Source organism: Niabella sp. CPT15-335-S11 (assembly GCF_058792415.1).
The window spans coordinates 97,367-120,234 of the sequence record NZ_JBYTEI010000007.1 but is presented as its reverse complement, the minus strand read 5'-3'; the positions used below and the strand labels follow the sequence as shown (position 1 = coordinate 120,234).

Here is a 22,868-nt window from a genome sequence, read left to right as displayed (position 1 = left end):
TTTCAAAATTTAAAGTTAACAATTCATACAATTGATAACTCTAATTTCTTTGGCCGAACATCGGGGGAGCTTACAATTCGACTAATAGTGCCCCAAAGAACAAGCAATTTAAAAAAACAAAAGTTGTCAATTACTTTTTCCAAGACAAGACCATAAAGATAGAAACGGACAAAAACTCTTTAATGACAAATTATAGATGTAATCAATCTATTTGTGATTTGTCAAATAAGTTATTTGCAAATTTCCCTGCAACTACATCGGGAAATAATATTGTAACAGGACACGATGGTGTATTTTTCATTAAAGAAAAAGATATTGAAAGTTATTTACAAAAGTATAAGCCTGTACAACTTAGAAATGATAGCAAAGAAAAACGGATAAAGGAAAACTATCGTGTAATGAATTTTGGCGAATCAAAAGGTTTGTCATTCGATAGGGTTCTACTTTACCCAACCAAACCTTTTTTGGATTGGTTAAGAGACAACAGTAGTAGACTGGCGGAAACAAGCCGCTCAAAACTATATGTTGCCCTAACAAGGGCTAGATATAGTGTTGCTATTGTTAGTGATAAGGAGAATATTAATAACGATATTTCTCATTACCTTTTCGAGAATGATGAAAATTAGCTTTTTAAGCCATCAAAAAACGTCAAAAGCGGTATCAGGTGTTCGACTGTAATCCCTCTCTCTCTCCCCTTTACCAAAAGCCAGGGGAGCATCCACGGGTGTAAACCCTCACTTCACCCCACAAAAAAGCCACCTATCGGGTGGCTATGTACCGCGTACGGGAATCGAACCCGTGATTCATCCGTGAAAGGGATGCGTCTTAACCCCTTGACCAACGCGGCGTTGTTTTTGGGAGTGCAAAGATAGGCGGACGGCACATTTCAGCCAAAACTTTTTGGGAAATCATTCCCGTCCCAAAAAATATCTGACCAAAATCATATGGAAATCAGCGCATTTTTGATTTTTATGGCTAATTTTGGGGTTCCATAAGTTCTTAAATAACTAAAATACAACAAACACTATGAGTACAGTAAAAGTAGCCATCAACGGATTTGGTAGAATCGGCCGGCTCGCCTTCCGCCAGATTTATAACCTGGAAGGCATTGAAGTAGTCGCAATTAATGATCTTACCAACCCCAAAGTGTTGGCTCATTTGTTGAAATATGATTCCGCACACGGCCCATTCGGTAAACAAGTTACCCACTCCGAGGACGCTATTAATGTAGAAGGTAAAGAAATCAAAATTTACGCACAAAAAGATCCGTCACAACTTCCCTGGAAAAATCACGACGTAGACGTTGTACTGGAGTGCACCGGCTTCTTTACAGATAAAGCTAAAGCAGAAGCTCACATCGCAGCAGGCGCAAAAAGAGTAGTGATCTCCGCACCAGCTACCGGCGACCTGAAAACTATTGTGTTCAACGTTAACCACGATATCCTCGACGGTTCCGAAACAGTGATCAGCTGCGCTTCATGCACCACAAACTGCCTGGCGCCAATGGCTAAAGTACTGGACGACGAATATGGTATTGAACTGGGTATCATGACAACCATTCACGCGTATACCAACGACCAAAACACTTTGGATGCGCCGCACCCCAAAGGCGACCTGAGAAGAGCTCGCGCAGCCGCCGCCAATATCGTTCCTAACAGCACCGGAGCTGCAAAAGCTATCGGCCTGGTTCTTCCTAACCTGAAAGGTAAACTGGACGGTAGCGCACAACGCGTTCCTGTTATCACCGGGTCTATCACTGAACTGAACGTTGTACTGAAAAAACAAACGACCGTAGAAGAAATCAATGCCGCTATGAAGGCAGCTACCAACGAGAGCTTTGGTTATACAGAAGACCAAATCGTAAGTAGCGATATCATCGGAACATCTTACGGCTCCCTGTTCGATTCTACTTTGACCAAAGTGATGACAGTGGGCGACAAACAACTGGTTCGCACCGTTTCCTGGTACGACAATGAAATGAGCTATACCATGCAATTAGTTCGCACAGTGAAATACTTTGCCGGACTGATCAGCAAGTAATACCTGATTCAAAACGAAGGGCGGAACGGTTGTTCCGCTTTTTCGTTTATAGGAAAATCCAACATGCAACGTTTTGCATGATAACCCCGCAAGGACTGCCGGAATGCTGCCATATCGACCATCATCCAAGATTCTAAATTAAAAAATATTATATGTCTAAGTTTTCTGACTACAATTTTAAAGACCAGAAAGCCCTGGTGAGGGTTGACTTCAACGTCCCCCTGAATGACAAAATGGAGATCACCTCCGATGCGAGAATGAGGGCTGCCGTGCCAACTATCAAAAAAATACTGGCCGACGGCGGTAAAGTGATCTTGATGAGCCACCTGGGCCGGCCGAAATCAGGTCCGGAAGATAAATTTTCCCTGAGACACCTGGTTAATCACCTCAGCGAACTGCTGGGCGGAACGACGGTTCTGTTTGCCAATGACTGCATCGGCGAACAAGCCTACCTGACCGCCAGCATGATGAAACCCGGTGAGGTCCTGCTTCTTGAGAATCTCCGCTTCTATAAAGAAGAAGAAAAAGGTGATGAAGCTTTCGCTGAAAAACTTTCTAAACTTGGCGATGTGTATGTAAACGATGCATTCGGAACAGCTCACAGGGCGCACGCATCCACCGCCATCATTGCCAAATTTTTCCCGCCCGAAAAGAGAATGTTCGGACTGCTGATGGAAGGAGAGGTGGCCAGCGCGGAAAAAGTACTGAAAGAAGCACAAAAGCCATTCACCGCGATCCTCGGTGGTGCAAAAGTGTCAGATAAGATCCTGATCATCGAGAACCTGATGGAAAAAGCGACCGATATCATCATCGGCGGTGGTATGGCGTACACGTTCTTCAAAGCCCAGGGAGGTAAGATCGGTAACTCACTGGTTGAGGAAGACCGGCTGGATACCGCGAAAGAAATCCTGATCAAGGCAAAGGAAAAGAATGTAAACATTCACCTGCCTATTGATAGCGTGATCGCCGATAAGTTTGACGCAAATGCCAACACCGAAATAGCTCCCAGCAACGATATCAAAGACGGCTGGATGGGTCTGGATATTGCCGAAGAATCGCGCAAGCAATTTGCAGCCGTGATCAAGGCATCCAAAACCATCCTTTGGAACGGACCAATGGGCGTTTTTGAAATGGAAAAATTTCAGGCCGGAACCAAGGCCATTGCTGAGGCCGTAGCTGAAGCCACCCAAAACGGAGCCTTCTCCCTGGTGGGCGGTGGTGATAGCGTTTCTGCCGTCAACAAATTTGGCTACAAAGACAAAGTGAGCTATGTATCCACCGGCGGTGGTGCTATGCTCGAATTCTTTGAAGGTAAAGTACTGCCCGGCATCGCGGCTATCAACGCCTGATAATCTTTTAAAAGAATTTTTTTCTGATATTTATATGAGCCCTGGGACCTCCCGGGGTTCATTGTTTAAAAACACATCGCGCTTGTAAATTATTTCTCAGACAAAAATATTTCTGCCATCATACAACGCGCACTACCGCCCCCCGCAGTTTCAATGGTTGAAAGCGGGACATGTATGATCTTATTGTAAGTCTCGAGCCTGGATATTTGTTCACTAGTCAGTGAATTAAATGCCCGGGACGACATAACCACAAACTTATCGTGACCGACATTTTTTAATTGCAGCATATTCCCCGCAAACTGCTCCATTTGGTCAAGGCTGATGGAAATGACTTCTTTGCCTGTCTCGATAAATTTTTTAAACAACACCACCTTTTCTTTTTCATCGACCAGCGACTCCAGGCAGACAACCACGTACCGGTCCGCAACACACATCATTACATTGGTATGATAAATGGCGCGGCCTTCCCGGTCGGTCGCCGAAAAAAGTAAATATCGATATCCAAAAGTTTCACAATATTCATTCAACACGATCTCGCTGGTTCTTGCCGAACGGCAGGCATACACCATGTGGTTTGGCCGGTCTATGACCATGCTCCCGGTGCCTTCCAGAAACAGCGCCTCGTCTTCAAAATGGGTTAAGTCGAGGATTTCCTCCATTTTAAACTGATCTTCTATAATCTCCAGGACCTGCTTTTCCCGTTCAGTGCGCCGGTTGACGGCAAACATCGGGAAAAGAATGACCGTGCCGTTCATTTCCGTCGATATCCAATTATTTGGGAAAATGGAATCCGGTGTCAGCGGCTGGTGATCGTCATCCACCACCAATACACGAATCCCCTGCTCGCGCAAGGCGGCCACCATCCCATCGAATTCACCGAGAGCGCTGCCCAGCAGATCTGCTGTCCCGATTTTCTTCTGAAAGGTATTATTCACCGAAGTCTCCGGGTTGAACTCAAAATTCGAAGGCCTGACCATCAGTATCTGTGATGTAATGTGCGCTGGCATATATTATTTTACTTCTGATATTTTACTTTAACGCAGAAATTTCATCCCTGAGCAAAGGCATACTCATGCAGTGAAAACCGCCCCTGGCGCGCGACAGTTCCGCGGACGGAACCACGATATACGTATTCTCCAGCTTTTCGGGGCGCACGGAACCATTTTCAAACTGCTCAAGTAGGTCCGCTACCGCCACAATGTTATAGCCAGCCTTTTTGAAAGCCTCCAGCGTCTTGTCGTTTCTGTCATAGCCAATCACCACGCCTTCCCGGATGGCCAGCAGATTGCAACTGTCGGTCCACTGTTCTCTTACATCAAAGGGGAATTCATTATTGCCCGAGTAAATGAACCTGGTCTTTTCGGTACTTTTCAAATCGTTCCTGCTGATGTCCACCAACAGATCCTCCAGGTTGTCGAAATAGACCGGTTCCTCCGGATTTTTACGGCGGAACTGGGCCACCTGGATCGTCTCATCTTTTTTTGGGGTGGTCAGTGCCCGCTGGATCTCATCGGCGTCTTCTTTTTTGACGTGTTTTTTGGAAAATATTCCAAGCATGACCCAGGTATTTCTTTTGACTTGTGTGAAAATAGTATCAATATGCATGTAATCGCGCTTGTGCGGGATCTTCACCACAGAGACTTTTTTGACGATATCACGCTCAAAAAGTTGATGAATCGCCTGATAAGCCGCAGCAACTGTCGTCCTCTCGCTGATCCCGATAAGTACGTGGTCTTTCGTCACGACCATCACATCCCCGCCTTCAAGGGTTACCCTTTTCTCTTCGAGGTTGCCGGGCGACAAAAAATGGAGGGGGCTTTCTTTGAGTTCAATAATTTTTTCGCGGTAGGGTTCAAATAATGGATGATTAAAAAATATATATTTCATCAGCAGGGCCTCGCGTACCCGGGCCTGCATGGCCGGTTTATTCAGCAGGATCGCATCATTGATCACGATACCTATATCACGGATAAATATGAAATTTGGAACAGGAGGAAAAAGCATTTCCTTGTCGTTGGAAGTCCCGCTGATAAAGATCCTGGCCAGATCGGCCGCATCGGTGTTCATCAGTTCATCCTGGATCTCATACGAACAATTTTCGATCGCACATACTGAAGCAACCAGTTTGAGTTTGATTTCTTTATCCTGAAGGATCTCAGTTAATAACCACTCAATTTCAATGACCTGATCTGATTTGTAGAAATCCTTATGCCCCGGTTTGAAAAAATTCCTGTCGGGATGGTCCACTTCTTTCAGTTTCCCCTGGATCTTCTCCGGGTCCATGAAATACAACAGCAACTTGATGTAATAATCATATTCATGCCGGCGGATGGTATCCAGGTGCACCAGGTCTTCAAATAGCCAGTCCTGCGCCTTGGAAGGCACTACTTTGCCCAGCCCGCTATCGGGACTATGAACCAGTAATCGTCTGAGCCGGCCTATTTCGGAGGACACGTTTATCTTGTTTTTATTTTCAGGCATATGACTTTTTTTAACAAGCATTTGTTAGTTTACAAAATTAAGCTTTTGCGGCGGACTGCAAAATTTGCACCCGGTTCTGAGTTGCAAATAGTCCAATTTGATTAGCTTGCGCCCCGGATGAAAAAAGCCTTCGCTCAACTTCATATCGCTGTGTTGCTGGCCGGATTTACCGGCGTTCTGGGTCGTCTGATCACGATGAATGAAGGAATGTTGGTCTGGTACCGGTTGTTAATTACTTCGGTTACTCTTTGGGTGCTGATGAAATTAACCGGAAAGCTGCAAAAGATTCCGCGTGATGAGATATTAAAGATTTCGGGTATAGGGTTTATCTCCGCGCTTCACTGGGTCTTCTTTTATGCCTCCATTAAATATGCCAATGTCTCGGTGGGTCTGGTCTGCCTTTCAGCGGTTGGTTTTTTTTCTGCTATCCTGGAGCCCCTGATCAACCGGGTTCGTATCAATCCAACTGAGCTGATCTTTGGTATTCTTTCAATCGGCGGGATCTACCTGATCTTTCATTTCGATGCGCATTATAAATTAGGGATCACCCTGGGTATTATTTCTTCCTTCTTTGCGTCGCTGTTTCCCATTTTACTGAAACGGGCCATGAAGCGATCGAACATGCAGACGGTCCTGACCTGGCAAATGACCGGGGGTGTCATCGCGCTATCCCTGGTGATGCCGATTTACCTGCACTTTTTTCCGGTGAAACAACTGCTCCCATCCGCGCCCGATTTCTTCTGGCTGCTGGTGCTAGCCTGGCTTTGCTCGGTTGTTGCCTTTCAGTTTTCATACAATGCGCTGAAAAAATTATCAGCGTTTACGGTCAGCCTTTCCTACAACCTGGAGCCGTTGTATGGTATCCTGATGGCTTTTGTGATTTTTGGAGAGAACAAAACGCTGAACAATGGATTCTACCTGGGTTTGACAGTGATCTGTCTGACCCTGATCCTTCACATGTTTTTATTGAGGAGACGCCACCGGAAGAACGTATCTGCTGCGGGTGAGGCGCCCTCGCCATCTGCCTAATATCATTGGCGGATACTCAGAATTCCCTTTCCTGGAAATTTTCCAGTTCTTTGGCGACAGCCGTCACGAAAGTAGCGCCCAGGCTGCCGTCTACGATGCGATGGTCATAGCTCATACTCAGGTACATCATATGTCTGATGGCAATACTATCGCCCTGCGGGGTTTCAATCACCACGGGTCTTTTCTTGATGATCCCAACAGCCATAACGGCTACCTGTGGCTGGTTAATGATGGGTGTTCCGGTCAGGCTGCCAAAACTTCCAACGTTGGTGAAGGTGAAAGTTCCGCCCTGGGTATCATCCGGACTGAGTTTTCCATTGCGCGCGGCATCGGCGAGGTCGTTAACTTTCCTGGTCAGCCCGGTAAGGTTTAGCTGATCAGCATTCCGGATGACCGGTACAATCAGGTTTCCGGATGGGAGAGCGGTGGCCATCCCGATATGGATATTCTTTTTGACAATAATCCGGTCACCATCGAGTGAACTATTGATCAGCGGGAATTTCTTAATACATTTTACGATCGCTTCAATGATTAAAGGTGTAAAAGTGATCCGCGTGCCTTCTCTTTTTTCAAAATCTGCCTTAATTCGGTTTCTCCACATCACCATATTGGTCACATCGGCTTCCGAGAAACTTGTCACATGCGGGCTGGTATGTTTGCTCCGGACCATATGCTCCGCGATCAGTTTGCGCATGCGGTCCATCTCAATGATTTCTACGCGGCCACTGGCCTCTGCAAGGTCACGTGAAGTTCCCGCAGGTAACGATGTATCCTGTCTTACAACAGCCTGATGCGAAGCAGGAGATGGGGCAGCAGCAGACGCAGCGGTTTCCTTCTTCTTGTTCGCGACGTAATTCAGAATATCTTTTTTTGTAATTCTTCCTTCGTTTCCTGTACCCGGGATTTTCTCAAGCTCGCTCAGGCCGATACCTTCGCTGGCCGCAATATTCAGGACAAGGGGCGAGTAAAATTTCGCGAGGCTTTCGCTACCGGGCTGGCGGGATTTGAGCTCACTGGAGACAACTTCAATCGGTGCTGTTTTATCTTCCTCCGGTGGCACCGTATCAGTAACATGAGTTTCTGTTACATGTGTTTCGGCAGGGCCATCGGTACGGATCTTAGCGATCACTGAATCTACCGGCACCACATCGTTTTCTTTATATAGAATAACCTCAATGACGCCTTCAACGCTGCTGGGTACTTCGCTGTCCACTTTATCTGTGGCAATTTCCAAAACTGTTTCATCCATTTTCACCGGATCACCCACTTTTTTCAACCAACGCAGAATGGTTGCGTCCGTGATGCTTTCGCCCAATTTTGGCATAACGAGATCAACTAAAGCCATAGCAATATTTTAAATGTAACCAATCACTCCCAAAATTAACCCGCTATCCCTCCCGGGCAGCGCTGCAAACAGTTTGTGCCTTATAGCACTTCCCGGCAAATGTAATGATTTGCAACTGGCATGAGGCAATTAAAAACATAAAAATATGCGAGCGGACTATTCATCCCCCTTAATAAAGGACCTGAGGAAATTCAGCGCCTGAATCGTTGCCACCTCCGTATTCCGCTCCCTGTCAAACCGAAGTTTTAATAATTTCGCGACGGTTTTCTCCTTATTTCCCACGGCGATCCAGACCGTCCCGACCGGTTTGTCTTTTGTTCCTCCATCAGGCCCCATGATCCCCGAAGTAGCCACGGCATAATCGGCGCCGACCTGTTTCAATGCGCCGGTGACCATTTCTTTAACGGTCTCTTCACTCACGGCGCCATGCCGAAGTAACGTGTCTTTTCTTACACCCAGCAGGTTTTCTTTTACGGCGTTGGAATAAGCAACAATCGAGCCTTTAAAATAATCTGAAGAACCTGGTACGCGAGTGATTAATCCCGCAATATGCCCGCCTGTACAACTCTCAGCCGTTGCCAGGGTCTTGCTCCGGGCTCTGAGCAGCTTGCCTACGATTTCTTCCATGGGTTCATCGGTCATGGAAATGACGATATCGTCCAGCAGGGAAGCCAGTTTCTCGTGCAACACATCCAGCTCAGCGTTTATCGATTTCAGGTCCTGTCCCCGGGCTGTAAGCCGCAGTTTGACCATGCCAAAATTTGGGAGATAAGCCAGCCGGATATGTATCGGGAGTTCTTTTTCAAAGTCCTGGAGCCGTTCTGCCACGGAGGATTCACCCATGCCAAAAGTCACGACCACACGGTGGGCGATGCCCGGGAAGGTAAAAGAACCCCGGAGCCGAGGAAGGACTTCCTGTTGCATCAGACCTTTCATTTCGAAGGGTACACCCGGCAGCGAGACAAATATTCTTTTTTCACCATCCGGGCCTGGTTTTTCGAACCACATCCCCGGCGCCGTACCCAGGGCATTGTGCAGGACCACCGCGTTTTCGGGTACCAGGGCCTGATCAACGTTTCGCTGTAGGAGCGGACCGGGCCTGCGGAAAACGTCTCTGAATAAGTATGCGACGTGTTTCAGCACATCTTCATTTAATACCAGCCGCGTATCGAAATACTTACACAACAGCGGTTTGGTAATATCATCGGCTGTCGGGCCCAGCCCCCCCGTGATAATAATAATTTCCGAGTGAAGCGCGCATTCATCCAGCGCGGTCCAGATGGATTTGAAATCGTCACCCACGGCGACCCGGCGGTTAACCCAGATACCTAGCTCATTGAATACCCTGGCTATATAAGCGCTGTTGGTGTCGATCGTCTGCCCGATCAGGAGCTCGTCCCCGATCGTCAGGATGGAGGCGTATATTTCGTTGTGCTGTGTCATCAGGAATCAAATATCCAATTTATTACGGACTTGGGGGATAGGAAAATTGCGGCTAGACAGTGCTGCATTCATTTGTTTTTATTATTTTACGATAATTATTGGTACTCAAGATTAATTATTTCAATGAAAAAAATTTATTGGACGATTTCGCTTTTGTGTATCTGCTTTGTTTCCCAGGCTCAGGTCGATGCCCGTCTGGCTGCGGCCATGGAGAATTTTAACCGGGATGAACAGTGCAAATTTGCCTCCGTATCCCTGTACGTGAAGGAAGCATCGGGCGCAGTTGTTTTTGATCAGAACAGCCGGATGGGCCTGGCGCCTGCATCTACCCAGAAGATCATTACGGCGGCAACGGCATTCGGATCTTTGGGTAAGGATTTTACCTATACAACCAGGTTCGGGATTGTAACGACACCCACCGGGAAGTCGCTGTACATCGAGGCTTCAGGCGATCCTACCCTGGGTAGCTGGCGGTGGGAGAGTACCCGCGACCGGATTTTGCTGGACAAACTAAAAACCCTGCTAAAAGACAAGGGTATCAGGTCATTGGAGTCGGTCGTTATTTATGAAGGTAACCGTGGGCCTGAGACCATCCCGGATGGTTGGATCTGGCAGGATATCGGCAATTATTACGGAGCTTCCGCCATGGCGCTGAACTGGAGGGAGAATCAGTTTGACCTGCTCCTGAAATCCGGTGCAGTCGCGGGTTCTGCCGTTAGTGTAGTAGGAACACAACCCCTGCTTTATGATTACAGGATCCAATCCCTGGCAACGGCGGGCCCGAAAGGTTCGGGCGACCGGTCGTATCTTTATTATCCTTCCGCCGGCAGCAGATCGGGCGTTTTAACGGGCACTATTCCGGCAGGTGAAACGCAGTTCAGGGTATCGGGCTCCGTATACGATCCCAGAAATCAATTTGTCAAGACCCTGATCCAACACTTGAAAGGCACGGTAGGTTTTAAAAAAGTTGCCGCGCAGGTTGTTGTAAAACCGTATTCGAATGCTGATTGGATCTTTTCACATTCCTCCCCGGAACTGTCTAAAATGGTGTATTGGTTCCTCAGGAAAAGCATCAACCTCTACGGTGAAGCGTTCCTGAAGACAATAGCGCTGAAAGAAGCCGGCATAGCTACCACCCAGGATGGAATCGATGCCCTGCAGAAATTTTGGAAATCCAAAGGGCTGGATGCTGAATCCCTGCATTTGTATGATGGGTCGGGGCTCTCACCGCAAAACAGGGTGACAACAGCGTCGCAGGTCGCTGTATTGAGTTATGCAAAAGAGCAGCCCTGGTTTACGGATTTTTACGAGGCATTACCCTTGTTTAATGACATGAAGATGAAAAGCGGCACCATCAACCGGGTAAAAGGATTTACCGGATTTCACAAATCTGCTGCCGGCAAAGAATACGTGTTTTCGTTTCTTGTCAACAATTACAATGGAAGTGAGAGGAGCCTGGTCTCGAAAATGTTTAAGGTGCTCGACAACCTTAAATGAAAGATCGATGGCCGGCGTGAATTCAAACCGGTCTGTTTGAATGAGGGCGGTCATTGAAAGTGAAGCCAGCGCGGTTCTTTCAGTAATCAGCAATAATGAGAGGCAAAGAAACCTGTGGAACAAATTTTTTCAAATTAAACTTGTTTTAATAACTTGCAGGATAACTAAACCATTATAAAATCAGCCTTGTAAAAAATTTAGGGTTATGAAATTCAATACGGATCGTTACAAAAACATGGAGTACCGCCGTTGTGGGCGGAGTGGCCTAAAGTTGCCGGCAATTTCACTGGGACTTTGGCACAACTTCGGAAACGTGGATGATGAAAAGATTTACAGGAAGACGCTTCACACTGCTTTCGATCATGGTATCACACATTTTGATCTGGCTAATAACTATGGGCCGCCCCCGGGGTCAGCGGAAATTAATTTCGGGAAGATTCTGAACACCGATTTTAAGAAACACCGGGATGAGCTGATCATTTCATCCAAGGCCGGCTACCTCATGTGGCCCGGACCTTATGGGGAATGGGGTTCCAGGAAATACCTGGTCTCCAGCCTGGATCAAAGCCTCAAAAGGATGAAGCTGGATTATGTGGATATTTTCTATCACCACCGTCCTGATCCGGATACACCACTGGAAGAAACGATGATGGCGCTTGATCATATTGTTCGTCAGGGGAAAGCCCTGTATGTGGGCATTTCAAATTACAAAGCCGAGGAAGCTGCCAAAGCCTTTCAGATATTGAAAAAACTGGGTACGCCCTGTCTTATACACCAGCCCAAATATTCCATGTATGAGCGTTGGGTAGAAGGCGGACTGCTTGATCTGCTGGAAAAAGAAGGGGTTGGTTGTATTGCTTTTTCGCCACTGGCTCAGGGTTTGCTTACAAACCGTTATCTCAACGGTATTCCACGCACTTCAAGGGCGGCGAAGAAACACGGGTTTCTGCAGAAGGATGAGATAACTCCGGCACGAGTGGATCAGTTGAGGAAACTTAATGAGATCGCTATTGGCCGCGGGCAATCCCTTGCGCGAATGGCGCTTTCCTGGTTGCTGAAAGATCAGCGGGTAACGTCAGTGCTGGTAGGTGCAAGCGGACCGGGGCAGTTGCAGGATTCGCTGAAAAGCCTGTCAAATAAAGACTTCAGCCCGGAAGAATTGGCGCAGATCGATTCTATTTTGGGAGAATCAAAATAAGTTCGTGACTATATATAGATACACCTTTTCACTTGGGTATCCCAGGTGAGAAGGTGTTTTGCATACAACGAGCGTTGATTTTATTATTCATTATTTACAACCTGCAAATTGCATAGCATCAATTCATTGAATAAAAAAATGAACATGAAAAAAGTATCATTCTTTATAAGTGTGTTATTACACATTTTGTTTGTATTTTCTGTAGCGGCACAAGATTCAACAACTCCTTCAAATGCCCTGCAACACTATTTGACTAACGGTGATAAAACATATAGTTGGGAACTCAAAGATTCTTTTGATCTTGACAATATAACCGGTTATAACCTGTTGCTTACTTCGCAACAATGGAAACAATATACCTGGAGACATCAGCTTACACTCTTTGTTCCTAATGAAAATAAATACGATGGGGCATTGCTTTTTATTACAGGCGGAGGTGTTAATAAAGAAAGCCAAATGCCTAACTGGAATACCAAAATGGATCAGACGGCGATGTCTTTGGCTAGTCTCGCGAAAAAAAACAAAGCCATTTTAGCGGTACTGCGCCAGGTGCCTAATCAGCCGCTCTTCGACAGCCTTAATGAAGATGCAGCTATTTCCCATACACTTCATAATTTTAAAGCTGATGGAGATTATAGCTGGCCATTACTCTTTCCAATGGTAAAAAGTGCAGTACGTGCCATGGATGCCGTACAGGAGTTTTCGAAAATAAAGCTGCGTCACACTATAAACAGGTTTTTAGTATCCGGTGCGTCCAAACGGGGATGGACATCGTGGCTAACCGGCGCAAATGATCCCCGTGTGGTAGCAATCGGCCCAATGGTAATTGATATATTGAATATGCCCGTTAATTTGCAACATCAGATAGATACTTATGGGAAATATAGCGTGGAGATTGATGATTATGTAAAGCTTGGGATTGTGCAGGGCATGGGAAAGCCCGATGGGCTTGCAATGATTCAAATGATTGACCCCTATTCCTACCGCAGCAAATTAACAATGCCTAAAATGATTTTTATCGGCACTAACGATCCGTATTGGGTAATTGATAATATCAAAAATTATTTAAACGATATTCCCGGTAAAAACATGATTCACTATGCACCCAATGCCGGGCACGGCCTTAATAACGGCATTACAGCATTCCCCGCGTTAAGCGCTTTTTTTGGAATTACTCTGGCAGGAGAAAAATACCCCGAGTGCTCCTGGGAGACAATTGTAAAAAGGCATAGTGTGGAACTTACTATAAACGCCTCGAAGGATAAATTATTAGGTGTTACCGTATGGTCTGCCGATTCCGAAGATATGGACTTCCGCGATGAAAAATTTATAAGTAAAGATTTAGGTTCCGGTCATCAGTCAAAGATTGTTGTAAAACAACCGTTCCCGGTTAGAGGCTACCGTGCTTTTTATGTGGATCTGAAATATGCCGATCCGAACGGCGGTGATTATACAATTAGTACAGGGGCATTTATGATGGATACAAAAAAGATTTTATAAATTCCTGTTATACATGGAATCGTAAAAAAATTGCATTTTGGTCTGCTACAAAAGAGTGGATTATGCGACATGCAAAGCACTTTTAAAATTTTGAAACCGTTGATTTGGTATTTGCAGACCACAAAACGGCATAAGTAGCATTGTAAGACATTTTTGGAGTCTGCGCCGGATGTAACTATCTAGTCAATCGGGATCTTTAATTTTAGAGCCGGATGAAATAATCATCTAACCGGCAACTTCGTATTGCTGAGATAGGGCTTTGATTTCGTTGTAGGTGTATCTGTAAACGCCTTCTTCCTGTTCAGTCTCGGACGCTGCAACCATGGCACGGGCCACGTCTTCACCTTCGATGGCTCTGAATCTGGCCGACTTCCCGTTCATCATACCGGATAGCCGGGGCATCACATACTGAAAAATTTTCTCCATTGGGCGATGTTCTTCCCGATTGCCGAGGAGCATGCCGGGCCGCATGATATGTACTGTGGGCATACCGGTGCCAATGACATCCAGTTCAGTCTGTCCTTTCAAACGTGTATAAAAATAACTTGAATCAGGTTTAGCGCCAATCGAAGAGACCAGCAGGAATTTCCTGCAGCCGGTCTCGCGTGCGAGGCGGCAAACCCTAACGGGTATATCATGATCGATCTGCCAATACAACTTTTTATCGCCGTTGACTTTTTTGATCGTCGTACCGATGCAACTGAATACGGCTGAACTATTTTCAAGGGAAAGTTTTAGCCATTCGGTATCCTTGAAATCCACCAGTTTGATCTCGAGTTTTGGGTGCTGAAGGCTCACCGGGCGGCGCACTAGGATCCTCACATGCGTATAATAAGGATCCGAGAGCAAAAACTTCGTGACCAACGATCCGATCAGGCCCGTAAAACCAATAACTGTGGCTGTTTTTTCTTCACTCATTTTTTTTCCAGAACTTTGTGTCCGATAAAGCTATGGAAATTCTGAGCAACTATTCCCTAAAATCCCTTAACACATTCGGGATAAAGGTCAACGCAAAATATTTCGCAAAAGTATCCGATTCGGAGTCACTGAAGGAGCTACTGACGTGGCAGGCTGATCAATCATTGAAAAGCCTCGTGCTGGGCGGAGGAAGCAATGTATTGTTTACCGGCGATTTTGATGGCCTGGTAATCCGTAATGAACTGAAAGGTATCGAATTAGTTGGTGAGGATAAAGATCACATCTACCTGAAGGTTGGAGCAGGTGAGGTCTGGCATGAGTTCGTCTTGTATTGTCTCGAACACAATTATGCGGGCGTTGAAAACCTGGCTTTGATTCCGGGTTTTGCAGGAGCAAGCCCCATGCAGAATATTGGCGCCTACGGGGTGGAGGTCAAAGAGGTCTTTCATGAACTGACGGCTATGCACAGGCAGGAGATTTTCTTGCAGAAATTTTCGGCTGCCGATTGTGCTTTTGGTTATCGCGAGAGTGTGTTTAAGCATAAGTACCGGGATCAGTTTGTCATTACCGACATCACCTATCGCCTGAACAAGATACCAACCCTACATATTGAGTACGGAGCAATCCGTAAGGAGCTTGAAAAGCAGCAGGTGAAAGACCCCGATATCAGGTCTGTCGCCAGGGCTGTGATTGCAATCCGTAGTTCAAAACTCCCCGATCCGCGTGAAATTGGCAATGCGGGCAGTTTTTTCAAAAACCCGTCGGTCAGCAAGTTAAAATTTCAGGAATTGAAGGAGGAGTATCCTGGCCTGGTTGCCTATGAGAACGCAGACGGGACCATGAAACTGGCTGCAGGCTGGATGATTGAACAATGTGGCTTGAAGGGATTCCGGCAGGGGGACGCGGGTGTGCATGAAAGGCAGGCCCTGGTGCTGGTCAATTATGGAAATGCCCGCGGTGAAGATCTGGTGAACCTCAGCAAACGCGTGCAGGACACAGTCTTAGAAAGATTTGATGTAATGCTGGTCCCGGAGGTGAATATTGTCTGAACTAAAACTTTAGTTTAGATGAAGAAATAACTGGTTCTGAATGAAAACTTACACGCTACCTTGACTTTTGCTATGCGTAAACTTAGGCGTTAGATATCAGACGTTACCTTACACCTAGTGAATAGCCGTAACATCAACCGTTTCGATTCCTTTCAGCGTTAGGTCGATATTTCGGTCTTTCGCCTTATTCGCGTATTCGCTAATAATTTCCAGGATATCATAATCGATAAAATTGCATTCGCTGCCGTCAATAATCAATCTGCTGTTCTCGGGGATCTGATCAAGCGACCGCTGTAAATTTACTTTGTTGAGAAAAGTAATATTTGTATTTAATTTTATAAGAAAATTCTCGCCATCGTTTTTGATCTGATTGATGATTCTATATTCGGCTTTGTAGTTATTCCGGATAATAAAATAAACAGAGATCAGCAGACCGATACTCACGCCGATCAGCAGGTCTGTTGCCAGGATTACGATGATCGTGATGATAAAGGGCAGAAATTGTTTCCATCCGAGGCTCCAGAGATTGCGGTACAATTTGGGTTTGGTCAGGTTGTACCCGGTTATTAACAGGATGGCTGAGAGCGAAGCGTAGGGTATCGTATTCAATACAAACGGTATGGCCACAATGGAAAGCAACAGGAATAAACCATGCGTGAAGGACGACAGTTTAGTCCGCCCGCCGGCATCCACATTTGCCGCACCCCGAACCACCACAGCCGTCATAGGTATAGCGCCGGTCAATCCGCAGGTTATGTTACCAATTCCCTGGGCAACCAACTCCCTGTTTACCGGTGTGATCCTGTTGTGACGGTCCAGTTTATCAATAGCCTCTATACACAACAAAGTCTCGAGCGTTGCCAGCAGGCCGATGGTGAGTCCGTCTTTCCAGATGGCTGTATTGGTGAAGAATTTTGAAAAATCCGGAAAAGCAATATTCGAAAAAATATTGGAGGGAATTTCAACGATTTGCGTAGGGGACAAAGCGAACGGGGAATTCGTTTTTGTGAAGAGCAGGTTCAGACCGATACCCAGGACCACAATCAGCAGGGGAGCAGGCAGCACTTTGAATCTTTTCGCAAAGGGTTGTTGAAGCAGGATCAGCCCTGCGAGGGACAACACCGAAATGATGACAACGCCCGGTGTGAGGTGTTGTCTCAGATTATTAACGTTGCCCGCAATATCTACAGATGAAAACAACCTCAGAAAATCGCTGGTCCAGAAGTCGGGCTTGTCATAGCCAAGCGCTAATGGAATCTGTTTGGAGATCAGCAGCACACCAATGGCTGCAAGCATTCCCTTTATGACAGAAGAAGGAAAATAGCTCGCGATCGTGCCCAGTTTTAATACGCCCAGAGCAATTTGAAAGAGTCCCGCTACGATGACAGCCAGCAGGAAAACCTGATAACTTCCTAAAGAAATAATAGATGCGGCCACCACCGTTGTTAACCCCGCTGCCGGCCCCGAAACAGCCAGTTGGGATCCGCTTATCAACGATACGACTAAACCCCCGATGATACCCGATAACAAACCTGAATAAAGCGGAGCACCCGAAACCAAAGCGATGCCAAGACAAAGCGGAAGAGCTACGAGGAACACAGATAGTCCTGCAGACAGATCGTACTTCAGCCAGACAAGCCTGTAATACTTAATCTTACGTCTCATGTCCTAAAAAGGCGCAAAGGTAAGTATTTGAACGCTAAATGTTGAAAAAAGATTTTGTAATATGTGTAAAATGTAATATATGAATCTTCGCAGGTCCGATTGCCAGTCAGTCAGTTTGGCTCCTGCCTTCCCTAAGATCCTGAGGCTTCGTAAAGCTCGATCCTGCCGTCTTATGCAGCTTCCACGGAGAACCGGTAACCGATGCCATGAATCGTTTCAAGAGAAATGCCGGGGTCTGATCTCAGGTACTTTCTGATGCGCGTGACATAAACATCCATGCTTCTGCCAAGAAAAAAATCATCTTTACCCCAGACCTCCAGCAGGACTTCCTGCCGCTTGATAATTCGGTTGGGATGATCGCAGAAATACTTCAGCAGGTCGGCCTCCTTCTGCGTAATACTGTGTGTCTCCGTGTCCGTGCTGACAGTCATCTCCGTGTAATTAAACCTGGTTTGATGAATGGAATAAATCGTTATATCTTCCGCTTTCAGTTTCTTTGTGCGGCGTATAAAAACATCCACTTTCTTAAGGAGTTCGCGTATGCTGAAGGGCTTGCCCAGGTAATCATCCCCACCCAGGTTATACCCTTCGATCTTGTCGTTTTCGGCCTGGTTGGTACTCAGAAATATCAGGGGAATTAAATCGTTTTTCCTTCTGATTTTTTTTGCCAGTTGATAACCATCAAATCCGGGAAGCATAATATCGAGCAGGCAAAGGTCTATCTTGTTGCCTTCAAAGAGCTGAAGGGCTGTGGGACCGTCTGCGGCGTGTATCACATGATAGCCTTCTTCCTCCAGTGCGTCACTGATCATAAACGCCAGACTGAGATCGTCCTCTGCTAATAAGATATTTACCCGGTCGATCGTCATTTATCCATGCTTTAAAGGTAATTGAATAATGAAACTTGTACCCTCATTTGGGTGGCTGATTAACGTCAGCCTGCCATGGTGCGCATCGATAATCTTCTTCACAAAATAAAGTCCCAGCCCCAGTCCCTTTACATCATGTGTATTCCCGGTAGATACCCGGTAAAACTTTTCGAATATTTTCTTCTGATATTTTTCTTCGATACCAATTCCGTTGTCCTTTACAGTTATCCGGTAGCTTGCTGCTGAAACCTGCTCTGTGGCTATTTCAATCACAGGATTGGGTGCGTACTTCAGCGCGTTGGACAAAATATTGATAAAGACGATGAACATCATATCTGCGTCTGCCTGAACCAGTTTGTTTTCTTTTTCAGGGCGGAAAATAATTTTTGCTTTTTTTTCTTCAATGGGTACGGCCAGTTGCTGTATCGCCTCTTCAGTGATTTCGTTTAGACAGCAATCTGTTTTATTGATATGCAGACCGGTCTGATCCGCCTTCACAGAATTCACGAGGTTTATGATGTGCTGATTCAGATATTTCACCTGTGCCTGCATCAGGGATACGTATTTTGAGAGCTTGACCGGATCCTTATGAACGGCCGGTTTTTCCAGCGAATCAAGGCCGATCATCAGCGTGGACAGCGGCGTTTGAAACTCATGGGTGATATTTCGGATAAAATCATGTTGAGTTTCTACCAGGAATTTTTGCTTATACAAATAAAACAGGCTGATGCCTAAGCCCACCAGGAAAAGCGTGAGGACCAAACTCAGCACGATAAGCCAGATCATTTGCCGGAAAATATAGTATTCCGGATTGGTAAAAACGAGACTGATATAATCAAAGTCGCGACGGAAACGCGGCGCACTTAATCCGGTACGGATTATTTCCCGTCTATGATCGTCAACTGACGCCTGGAAAGCGTACCGATCCTGATTGGCCCGGTATAACTGAATTTGATACCCGCTAAAAATATTCACCTGCCGGAGTTCAGACACCAGTGAGTCGATCATCAACCGCTCCGGAGGTATAGTATCACTGATATTGAAAAGAAATTCATTCCGGGCGGGGTACTCCACGGATCCAACGATATTCAAACCGTTCTTGCTTCCAAAATCTTCATAGTATCCGCGAATTGCCTTGGTTACAGTAACAGACAAGATCTTCTCTTCAAATACGTATTGTTTGTATAAGAGGTACATCTGCAGAAAGATCAGCAGACTGATACTTACACTAATGATAATGATAATACGTTTTAAAGTGATGGATTTCATCTGTTGCAGGTTTTGGGCTGCCGATCAGTACCGCGGCCCGGACCGTTTATTCTTCGTTTCTGTTCATGTGTTTCAATTCCACATTTTTATATGCCCATCCAAAGATAAGCGGAAACACGAGGAGGCTGAAAAGCATCGCGCAAAGAATCCCCCCGATAACTACCCGCGCCAGCGGCCGGCTGCTTTCTGATCCGATACCATGCGAGACCGCTGCGGGAAGCAGGCCAATCGCAGCCATCAGGGCCGTCATCATCACCGGTCTGATCCGGGTTCGGACGCCTTCCTTGATACAGGTATAAAGGGAATGATGATGAAGATGAATATTTTCGAGATTTTGTTTGAATACCGTGATCAGCAACACGCCGTCCTGGATACAGATTCCAAAAAGCGCAATGAATCCGATGCCCGCCGAAATACTGAAATTGGTGCCTGTAATAAAGAGCGCAAAGATACCTCCTACGATGGCGAAAGGTACATTCAGAAAAACTAGGCCCGCATCTTTCAGGTTACCGAACATCGTAAACAGGAGAATGAAGATCAGAATCAGGCTGATAGGAACTACTTCAGTAAGTCTTCTTTCCGCACGTTGCTGATTTTCAAAATCTCCCTGCCAGGCCATTGTATATCCTCGTTGTAAATGAACGGCATTCTGCACTTTCTGTCTGGCTTCAGCAATTGTACTTCCCATATCCCGGTCGCGTACCGAAAATTTGACTGCGGAGTATCGCTGATTGTCATCTCTGAAAATCAGGCTGGGCCCGGTTTTTTTCGTGATGCTGGCGATTTCTTTTATCGGCACCTTCGAACCTGTGATCGTGGGCACCAATAGCGCGCCAATATCATCGGCATTCTTTCGGAAATCTTCTGGCAACCGGATCCTGATGGCGAAGGTTTTAATACCTTCATATAATGTTGAAGCAGCCTCGCCACCTATACCCATGGCTACAACAGCGTTTGCGTCGGCAGTTGACACACCATACATCGCCATCTTTTGCTGATCCAGGTTAACGTCTATTTCGGGTTGGCCGATATTGTAAATGATTCCCAGGTCTGCGATTCCCCTCACTTTCTTCAGCACGTTGTAAACACCCGAAACAGCACTTTCCATATAGTTCAATGAATCTCCATAAACCTTCACGCAGATACTTCCTTTCACACCTGATACAGCTTCTTCTACGTTGTCCATTATAGGTTGTGAGAAGTTCAGATCTGCGCCGGGCAAATCTTTCAGTTTATCATTCATCTGCTGTATCAACTCTTCCTTGGATATTTTTGGCTTCCAATCCTTTTCAGGGTACAGCATGACAGAAAATTCATTATTGTAAAATCCGGCTACATCCGTGCCATCATCAGGTCGCCCGGTTTGAGAGACTACATACTGTACCTGAGAAAAGCCAGAAAGCCGTTGCCGGACAGTCTTGGCAATTTCAACAGATTTTTCCAATGAAATACTGTAAGGCGTTTGTACCCGAAGCCAAATAGAGCCTTCGTTGAGCTCGGGTAAAAATTCCGACCCCAGCAACTTAAACAAGGAGAATCCCGCGATCATGATCAGACCCGCTATGGGAAGGACCCACCTGCTTTTCTTGAAACTCCAGCGGAATGCGGACAGCATCCCCTCAGTGACACCATGTAAAACCCGATTGTGTTTTTCGTGCACATTTTTGTTCAGCAGTAATCCGATCAATACAGGTACCAGGGTTAGTGTGATGATCAGCGCGCCCAGCAACGCGAAGCCGAGCGTATAGGCAAGTGGGGAGAACATCTTTCCTTCCACTTTTTCAAATGCAAAAATGGGTAAGAGCCCGGTTATAATAATAACCTTTGCGTAAAAAATGGCTTTCCCTAGCCGGGCACCTTGGTTCTTGATCAGTCCGTATTTTGCGAGTTTATTGAATCGTTCCATTCCCATCGATCGGGCCTTCTCGTCAAGTACCACAAATATACCTTCCACCATGACGACGGCCCCGTCTATGATTATACCAAAATCCACAGCACCCAGTGATAGCAGGTTGGCCGACATGCCCATAATGTGCAAACATATGAACGAAAATAATAATGCAAGCGGTATGACGATGGATACAATGAGGGTTGTCCGCCAATTGAACATGAACAGCGAAACCATCAGGGTTACCAGCAAAATCCCTTCCACCAGGTTATGAAGGACCGTGTGGGTTGCAAATTCAATGAGATTAGACCGGTCATAATACGGGACGATCTTGGTGTCTGATGGAAGAATATGGTTGTTCAGCTCATCAATTTTCGATCTGACTGCGTTCAGTACATCGGTGGGGTTTTCACCTTTGCGCATGATGATGATGGCCTCAACAACATCGTCTTCATTGGAAATGCTGCGCTTACCCTTTGCATCGGTCACTGCTCCGGTTCTCGCTACCCAGCCGAGTCTGGGAAGGTTTGAAATGGTTACGCCTGCCACGTCCTTGACCAGGATTGGCACGCCGTTGTTATTACCAATAGTTACATTCTTGATCTCTTCAATATCGTTTAGCAAACCAATACCCCGTACGACGAAGGCCTGATTGTTCTGAATGATCATATCACCCCCGATATTAATATTGGTTTTCTGTACGGCCGTAAAGACATCCAATGGAGTAATATTGATAGACGCAAGTTTGCCAGGATCCACCTGGATCTCGTAAGTCTTGGTCTTGCCGCCGAACGACGTGATATCAGCCACACCTGGTACAGCGCGCAGTTTCCTGCTGATGATCCAGTCCTGCATGGTCTTCAGCTCTCTGACATCCCGGAAACTGCTTTTGAGTGTATACCGGTAAATTTCTCCGGTTGGACCGGTGGGTGGTTGCACGCTGGGTTGGACACCCGCAGGTAAGTTAGCATTGCCCAGGAGGTTCATGACCTGCTGCCGGGCTTCCGGATCTTTGACGCCATCGTTAAAAATCAGCTTCACGTATGACAGCCCAAAAATACTGGTGCTGCGGAGGCTGGTTTTTTTCTGAACCGGATTCATCGCCATCTCAATGGGGATGGTTATGAATTTCTCTACCTCTTCGGCACTTCTCCCCGGCCATTGGGTTATGACGCTGATTTCGGTGTTTGTGACGTCGGGGAAAGCTTCGATCGGCATGTTCCTAAAAGTCACTACACCGACTATTACCAGCAGCAGCGTGCAGAACAATATGAAGAACCTGTTCTTTAGCGAGAAGGAAATGATCCTTTTGAGCACTTTTGTCATAT

17 protein-coding genes and 1 tRNA gene are annotated in these 22,868 nt (G+C 46.2%); 8 read left to right on the top strand and 10 right to left on the bottom strand.

Annotated elements, in window-relative coordinates:
- The first annotated feature begins 182 nt into the window (after nucleotides 1–182).
- Complete coding sequence (locus AC3WS5_RS15180; RefSeq protein WP_492468253.1) at nucleotides 183–626, top strand: hypothetical protein; 444 nt, start codon at nucleotides 183–185, stop codon at nucleotides 624–626.
- A 149-nt stretch (nucleotides 627–775) separates the two neighbouring features.
- Here AC3WS5_RS15180 and AC3WS5_RS15175 read toward each other — a convergent pair.
- Nucleotides 776–847 (bottom strand) — tRNA-Glu (locus tag AC3WS5_RS15175).
- A gap of 179 nt (nucleotides 848–1,026) precedes the next feature.
- Here AC3WS5_RS15175 and gap point away from each other — a divergent pair.
- Nucleotides 1,027–2,040: a type I glyceraldehyde-3-phosphate dehydrogenase gene (gap, locus tag AC3WS5_RS15170; protein WP_492468252.1), complete on the top strand. Its 1,014-nt coding sequence runs from the start codon at nucleotides 1,027–1,029 to the stop codon at nucleotides 2,038–2,040.
- A 152-nt stretch (nucleotides 2,041–2,192) separates the two neighbouring features.
- Nucleotides 2,193–3,389, top strand: coding sequence for a phosphoglycerate kinase (locus AC3WS5_RS15165; protein WP_492468251.1), 1,197 nt, complete (start codon nucleotides 2,193–2,195; stop codon nucleotides 3,387–3,389).
- Nucleotides 3,390–3,478: 89 nt separating this feature from the next.
- On the opposite strand, the gene ctlX is transcribed toward AC3WS5_RS15165, so the two are convergent.
- Both ctlX and AC3WS5_RS15155 read right to left on the bottom strand, forming a co-directional pair.
- Entirely contained in the window at nucleotides 3,479–4,396 is a 918-nt protein-coding gene (gene ctlX / locus AC3WS5_RS15160) for a citrulline utilization hydrolase CtlX (RefSeq protein WP_492468250.1), read from the bottom strand.
- Nucleotides 4,397–4,418: 22 nt separating this feature from the next.
- A complete protein-coding gene (locus AC3WS5_RS15155) occupies nucleotides 4,419–5,870 on the bottom strand; it encodes an arginine deiminase family protein (RefSeq protein ID WP_492468249.1) in 1,452 nt (483 codons plus the stop codon).
- A gap of 117 nt (nucleotides 5,871–5,987) precedes the next feature.
- On the opposite strand from AC3WS5_RS15155, the gene AC3WS5_RS15150 reads away from it, so the two are divergent.
- Nucleotides 5,988–6,899, top strand: coding sequence for a DMT family transporter (locus tag AC3WS5_RS15150; protein ID WP_492468248.1), 912 nt, complete (start codon nucleotides 5,988–5,990; stop codon nucleotides 6,897–6,899).
- Nucleotides 6,900–6,915: 16 nt separating this feature from the next.
- On the opposite strand, the gene AC3WS5_RS15145 is transcribed toward AC3WS5_RS15150, so the two are convergent.
- Both AC3WS5_RS15145 and AC3WS5_RS15140 read right to left on the bottom strand, forming a co-directional pair.
- The gene (locus AC3WS5_RS15145; protein ID WP_492468247.1) at nucleotides 6,916–8,244 is read right to left on the bottom strand and encodes a dihydrolipoamide acetyltransferase family protein; all 1,329 of its coding nucleotides are present in this window, start codon (nucleotides 8,242–8,244) and stop codon (nucleotides 6,916–6,918) included.
- A 156-nt stretch (nucleotides 8,245–8,400) separates the two neighbouring features.
- Complete coding sequence (locus tag AC3WS5_RS15140; protein WP_492468246.1) at nucleotides 8,401–9,687, bottom strand: CinA family nicotinamide mononucleotide deamidase-related protein; 1,287 nt, start codon at nucleotides 9,685–9,687, stop codon at nucleotides 8,401–8,403.
- Between the two features lie 123 nt (nucleotides 9,688–9,810).
- Here AC3WS5_RS15140 and dacB point away from each other — a divergent pair, with 123 nt between their 5' ends.
- The 3 genes from dacB (at nucleotide 9,811) to AC3WS5_RS15125 (ending at nucleotide 13,882) form a co-directional block, all read left to right on the top strand.
- Nucleotides 9,811–11,184 carry a D-alanyl-D-alanine carboxypeptidase/D-alanyl-D-alanine endopeptidase gene (gene dacB / locus AC3WS5_RS15135; protein ID WP_492468245.1) on the top strand — a complete coding sequence of 458 codons (1,374 nt, stop codon included), beginning with the start codon at nucleotides 9,811–9,813 and terminating at the stop codon, nucleotides 11,182–11,184.
- A 205-nt stretch (nucleotides 11,185–11,389) separates the two neighbouring features.
- Nucleotides 11,390–12,382, top strand: coding sequence for an L-glyceraldehyde 3-phosphate reductase (mgrA, locus tag AC3WS5_RS15130; protein ID WP_492468244.1), 993 nt, complete (start codon nucleotides 11,390–11,392; stop codon nucleotides 12,380–12,382).
- A 144-nt stretch (nucleotides 12,383–12,526) separates the two neighbouring features.
- The gene (locus AC3WS5_RS15125) at nucleotides 12,527–13,882 is read left to right on the top strand and encodes a PhoPQ-activated pathogenicity-related family protein (protein WP_492468243.1); all 1,356 of its coding nucleotides are present in this window, start codon (nucleotides 12,527–12,529) and stop codon (nucleotides 13,880–13,882) included.
- A 225-nt stretch (nucleotides 13,883–14,107) separates the two neighbouring features.
- Here AC3WS5_RS15125 and AC3WS5_RS15120 read toward each other — a convergent pair whose 3' ends face one another.
- Nucleotides 14,108–14,800 (bottom strand): NAD(P)H-binding protein, encoded by a 693-nt coding sequence (locus tag AC3WS5_RS15120; RefSeq protein ID WP_492468242.1) that lies wholly within the window; start codon nucleotides 14,798–14,800, stop codon nucleotides 14,108–14,110.
- 32 nt (nucleotides 14,801–14,832) lie between these two features.
- Here AC3WS5_RS15120 and murB point away from each other — a divergent pair, with 32 nt between their 5' ends.
- Nucleotides 14,833–15,849, top strand: coding sequence for a UDP-N-acetylmuramate dehydrogenase (gene murB, locus AC3WS5_RS15115; RefSeq protein ID WP_492468241.1), 1,017 nt, complete (start codon nucleotides 14,833–14,835; stop codon nucleotides 15,847–15,849).
- Nucleotides 15,850–15,963: 114 nt separating this feature from the next.
- Here murB and AC3WS5_RS15110 read toward each other — a convergent pair whose 3' ends face one another.
- The 4 genes from AC3WS5_RS15110 to AC3WS5_RS15095 all read right to left on the bottom strand — a co-directional run bounded on the left by AC3WS5_RS15110 (nucleotide 15,964) and on the right by AC3WS5_RS15095 (nucleotide 22,866).
- On the bottom strand, nucleotides 15,964–17,514 hold the full coding sequence (locus AC3WS5_RS15110; RefSeq protein ID WP_492468240.1) for a SulP family inorganic anion transporter: 1,551 nt from the start codon (nucleotides 17,512–17,514) through the stop codon (nucleotides 15,964–15,966).
- A gap of 170 nt (nucleotides 17,515–17,684) precedes the next feature.
- Nucleotides 17,685–18,383 carry a response regulator transcription factor gene (locus AC3WS5_RS15105; RefSeq protein WP_492468239.1) on the bottom strand — a complete coding sequence of 233 codons (699 nt, stop codon included), beginning with the start codon at nucleotides 18,381–18,383 and terminating at the stop codon, nucleotides 17,685–17,687.
- Nucleotides 18,384–19,652 (bottom strand): sensor histidine kinase, encoded by a 1,269-nt coding sequence (locus AC3WS5_RS15100; RefSeq protein ID WP_492468238.1) that lies wholly within the window; start codon nucleotides 19,650–19,652, stop codon nucleotides 18,384–18,386.
- 46 nt (nucleotides 19,653–19,698) lie between these two features.
- Nucleotides 19,699–22,866 (bottom strand): efflux RND transporter permease subunit, encoded by a 3,168-nt coding sequence (locus AC3WS5_RS15095; protein WP_492468237.1) that lies wholly within the window; start codon nucleotides 22,864–22,866, stop codon nucleotides 19,699–19,701.
- Nucleotides 22,867–22,868: the final 2 nt, after the last annotated feature.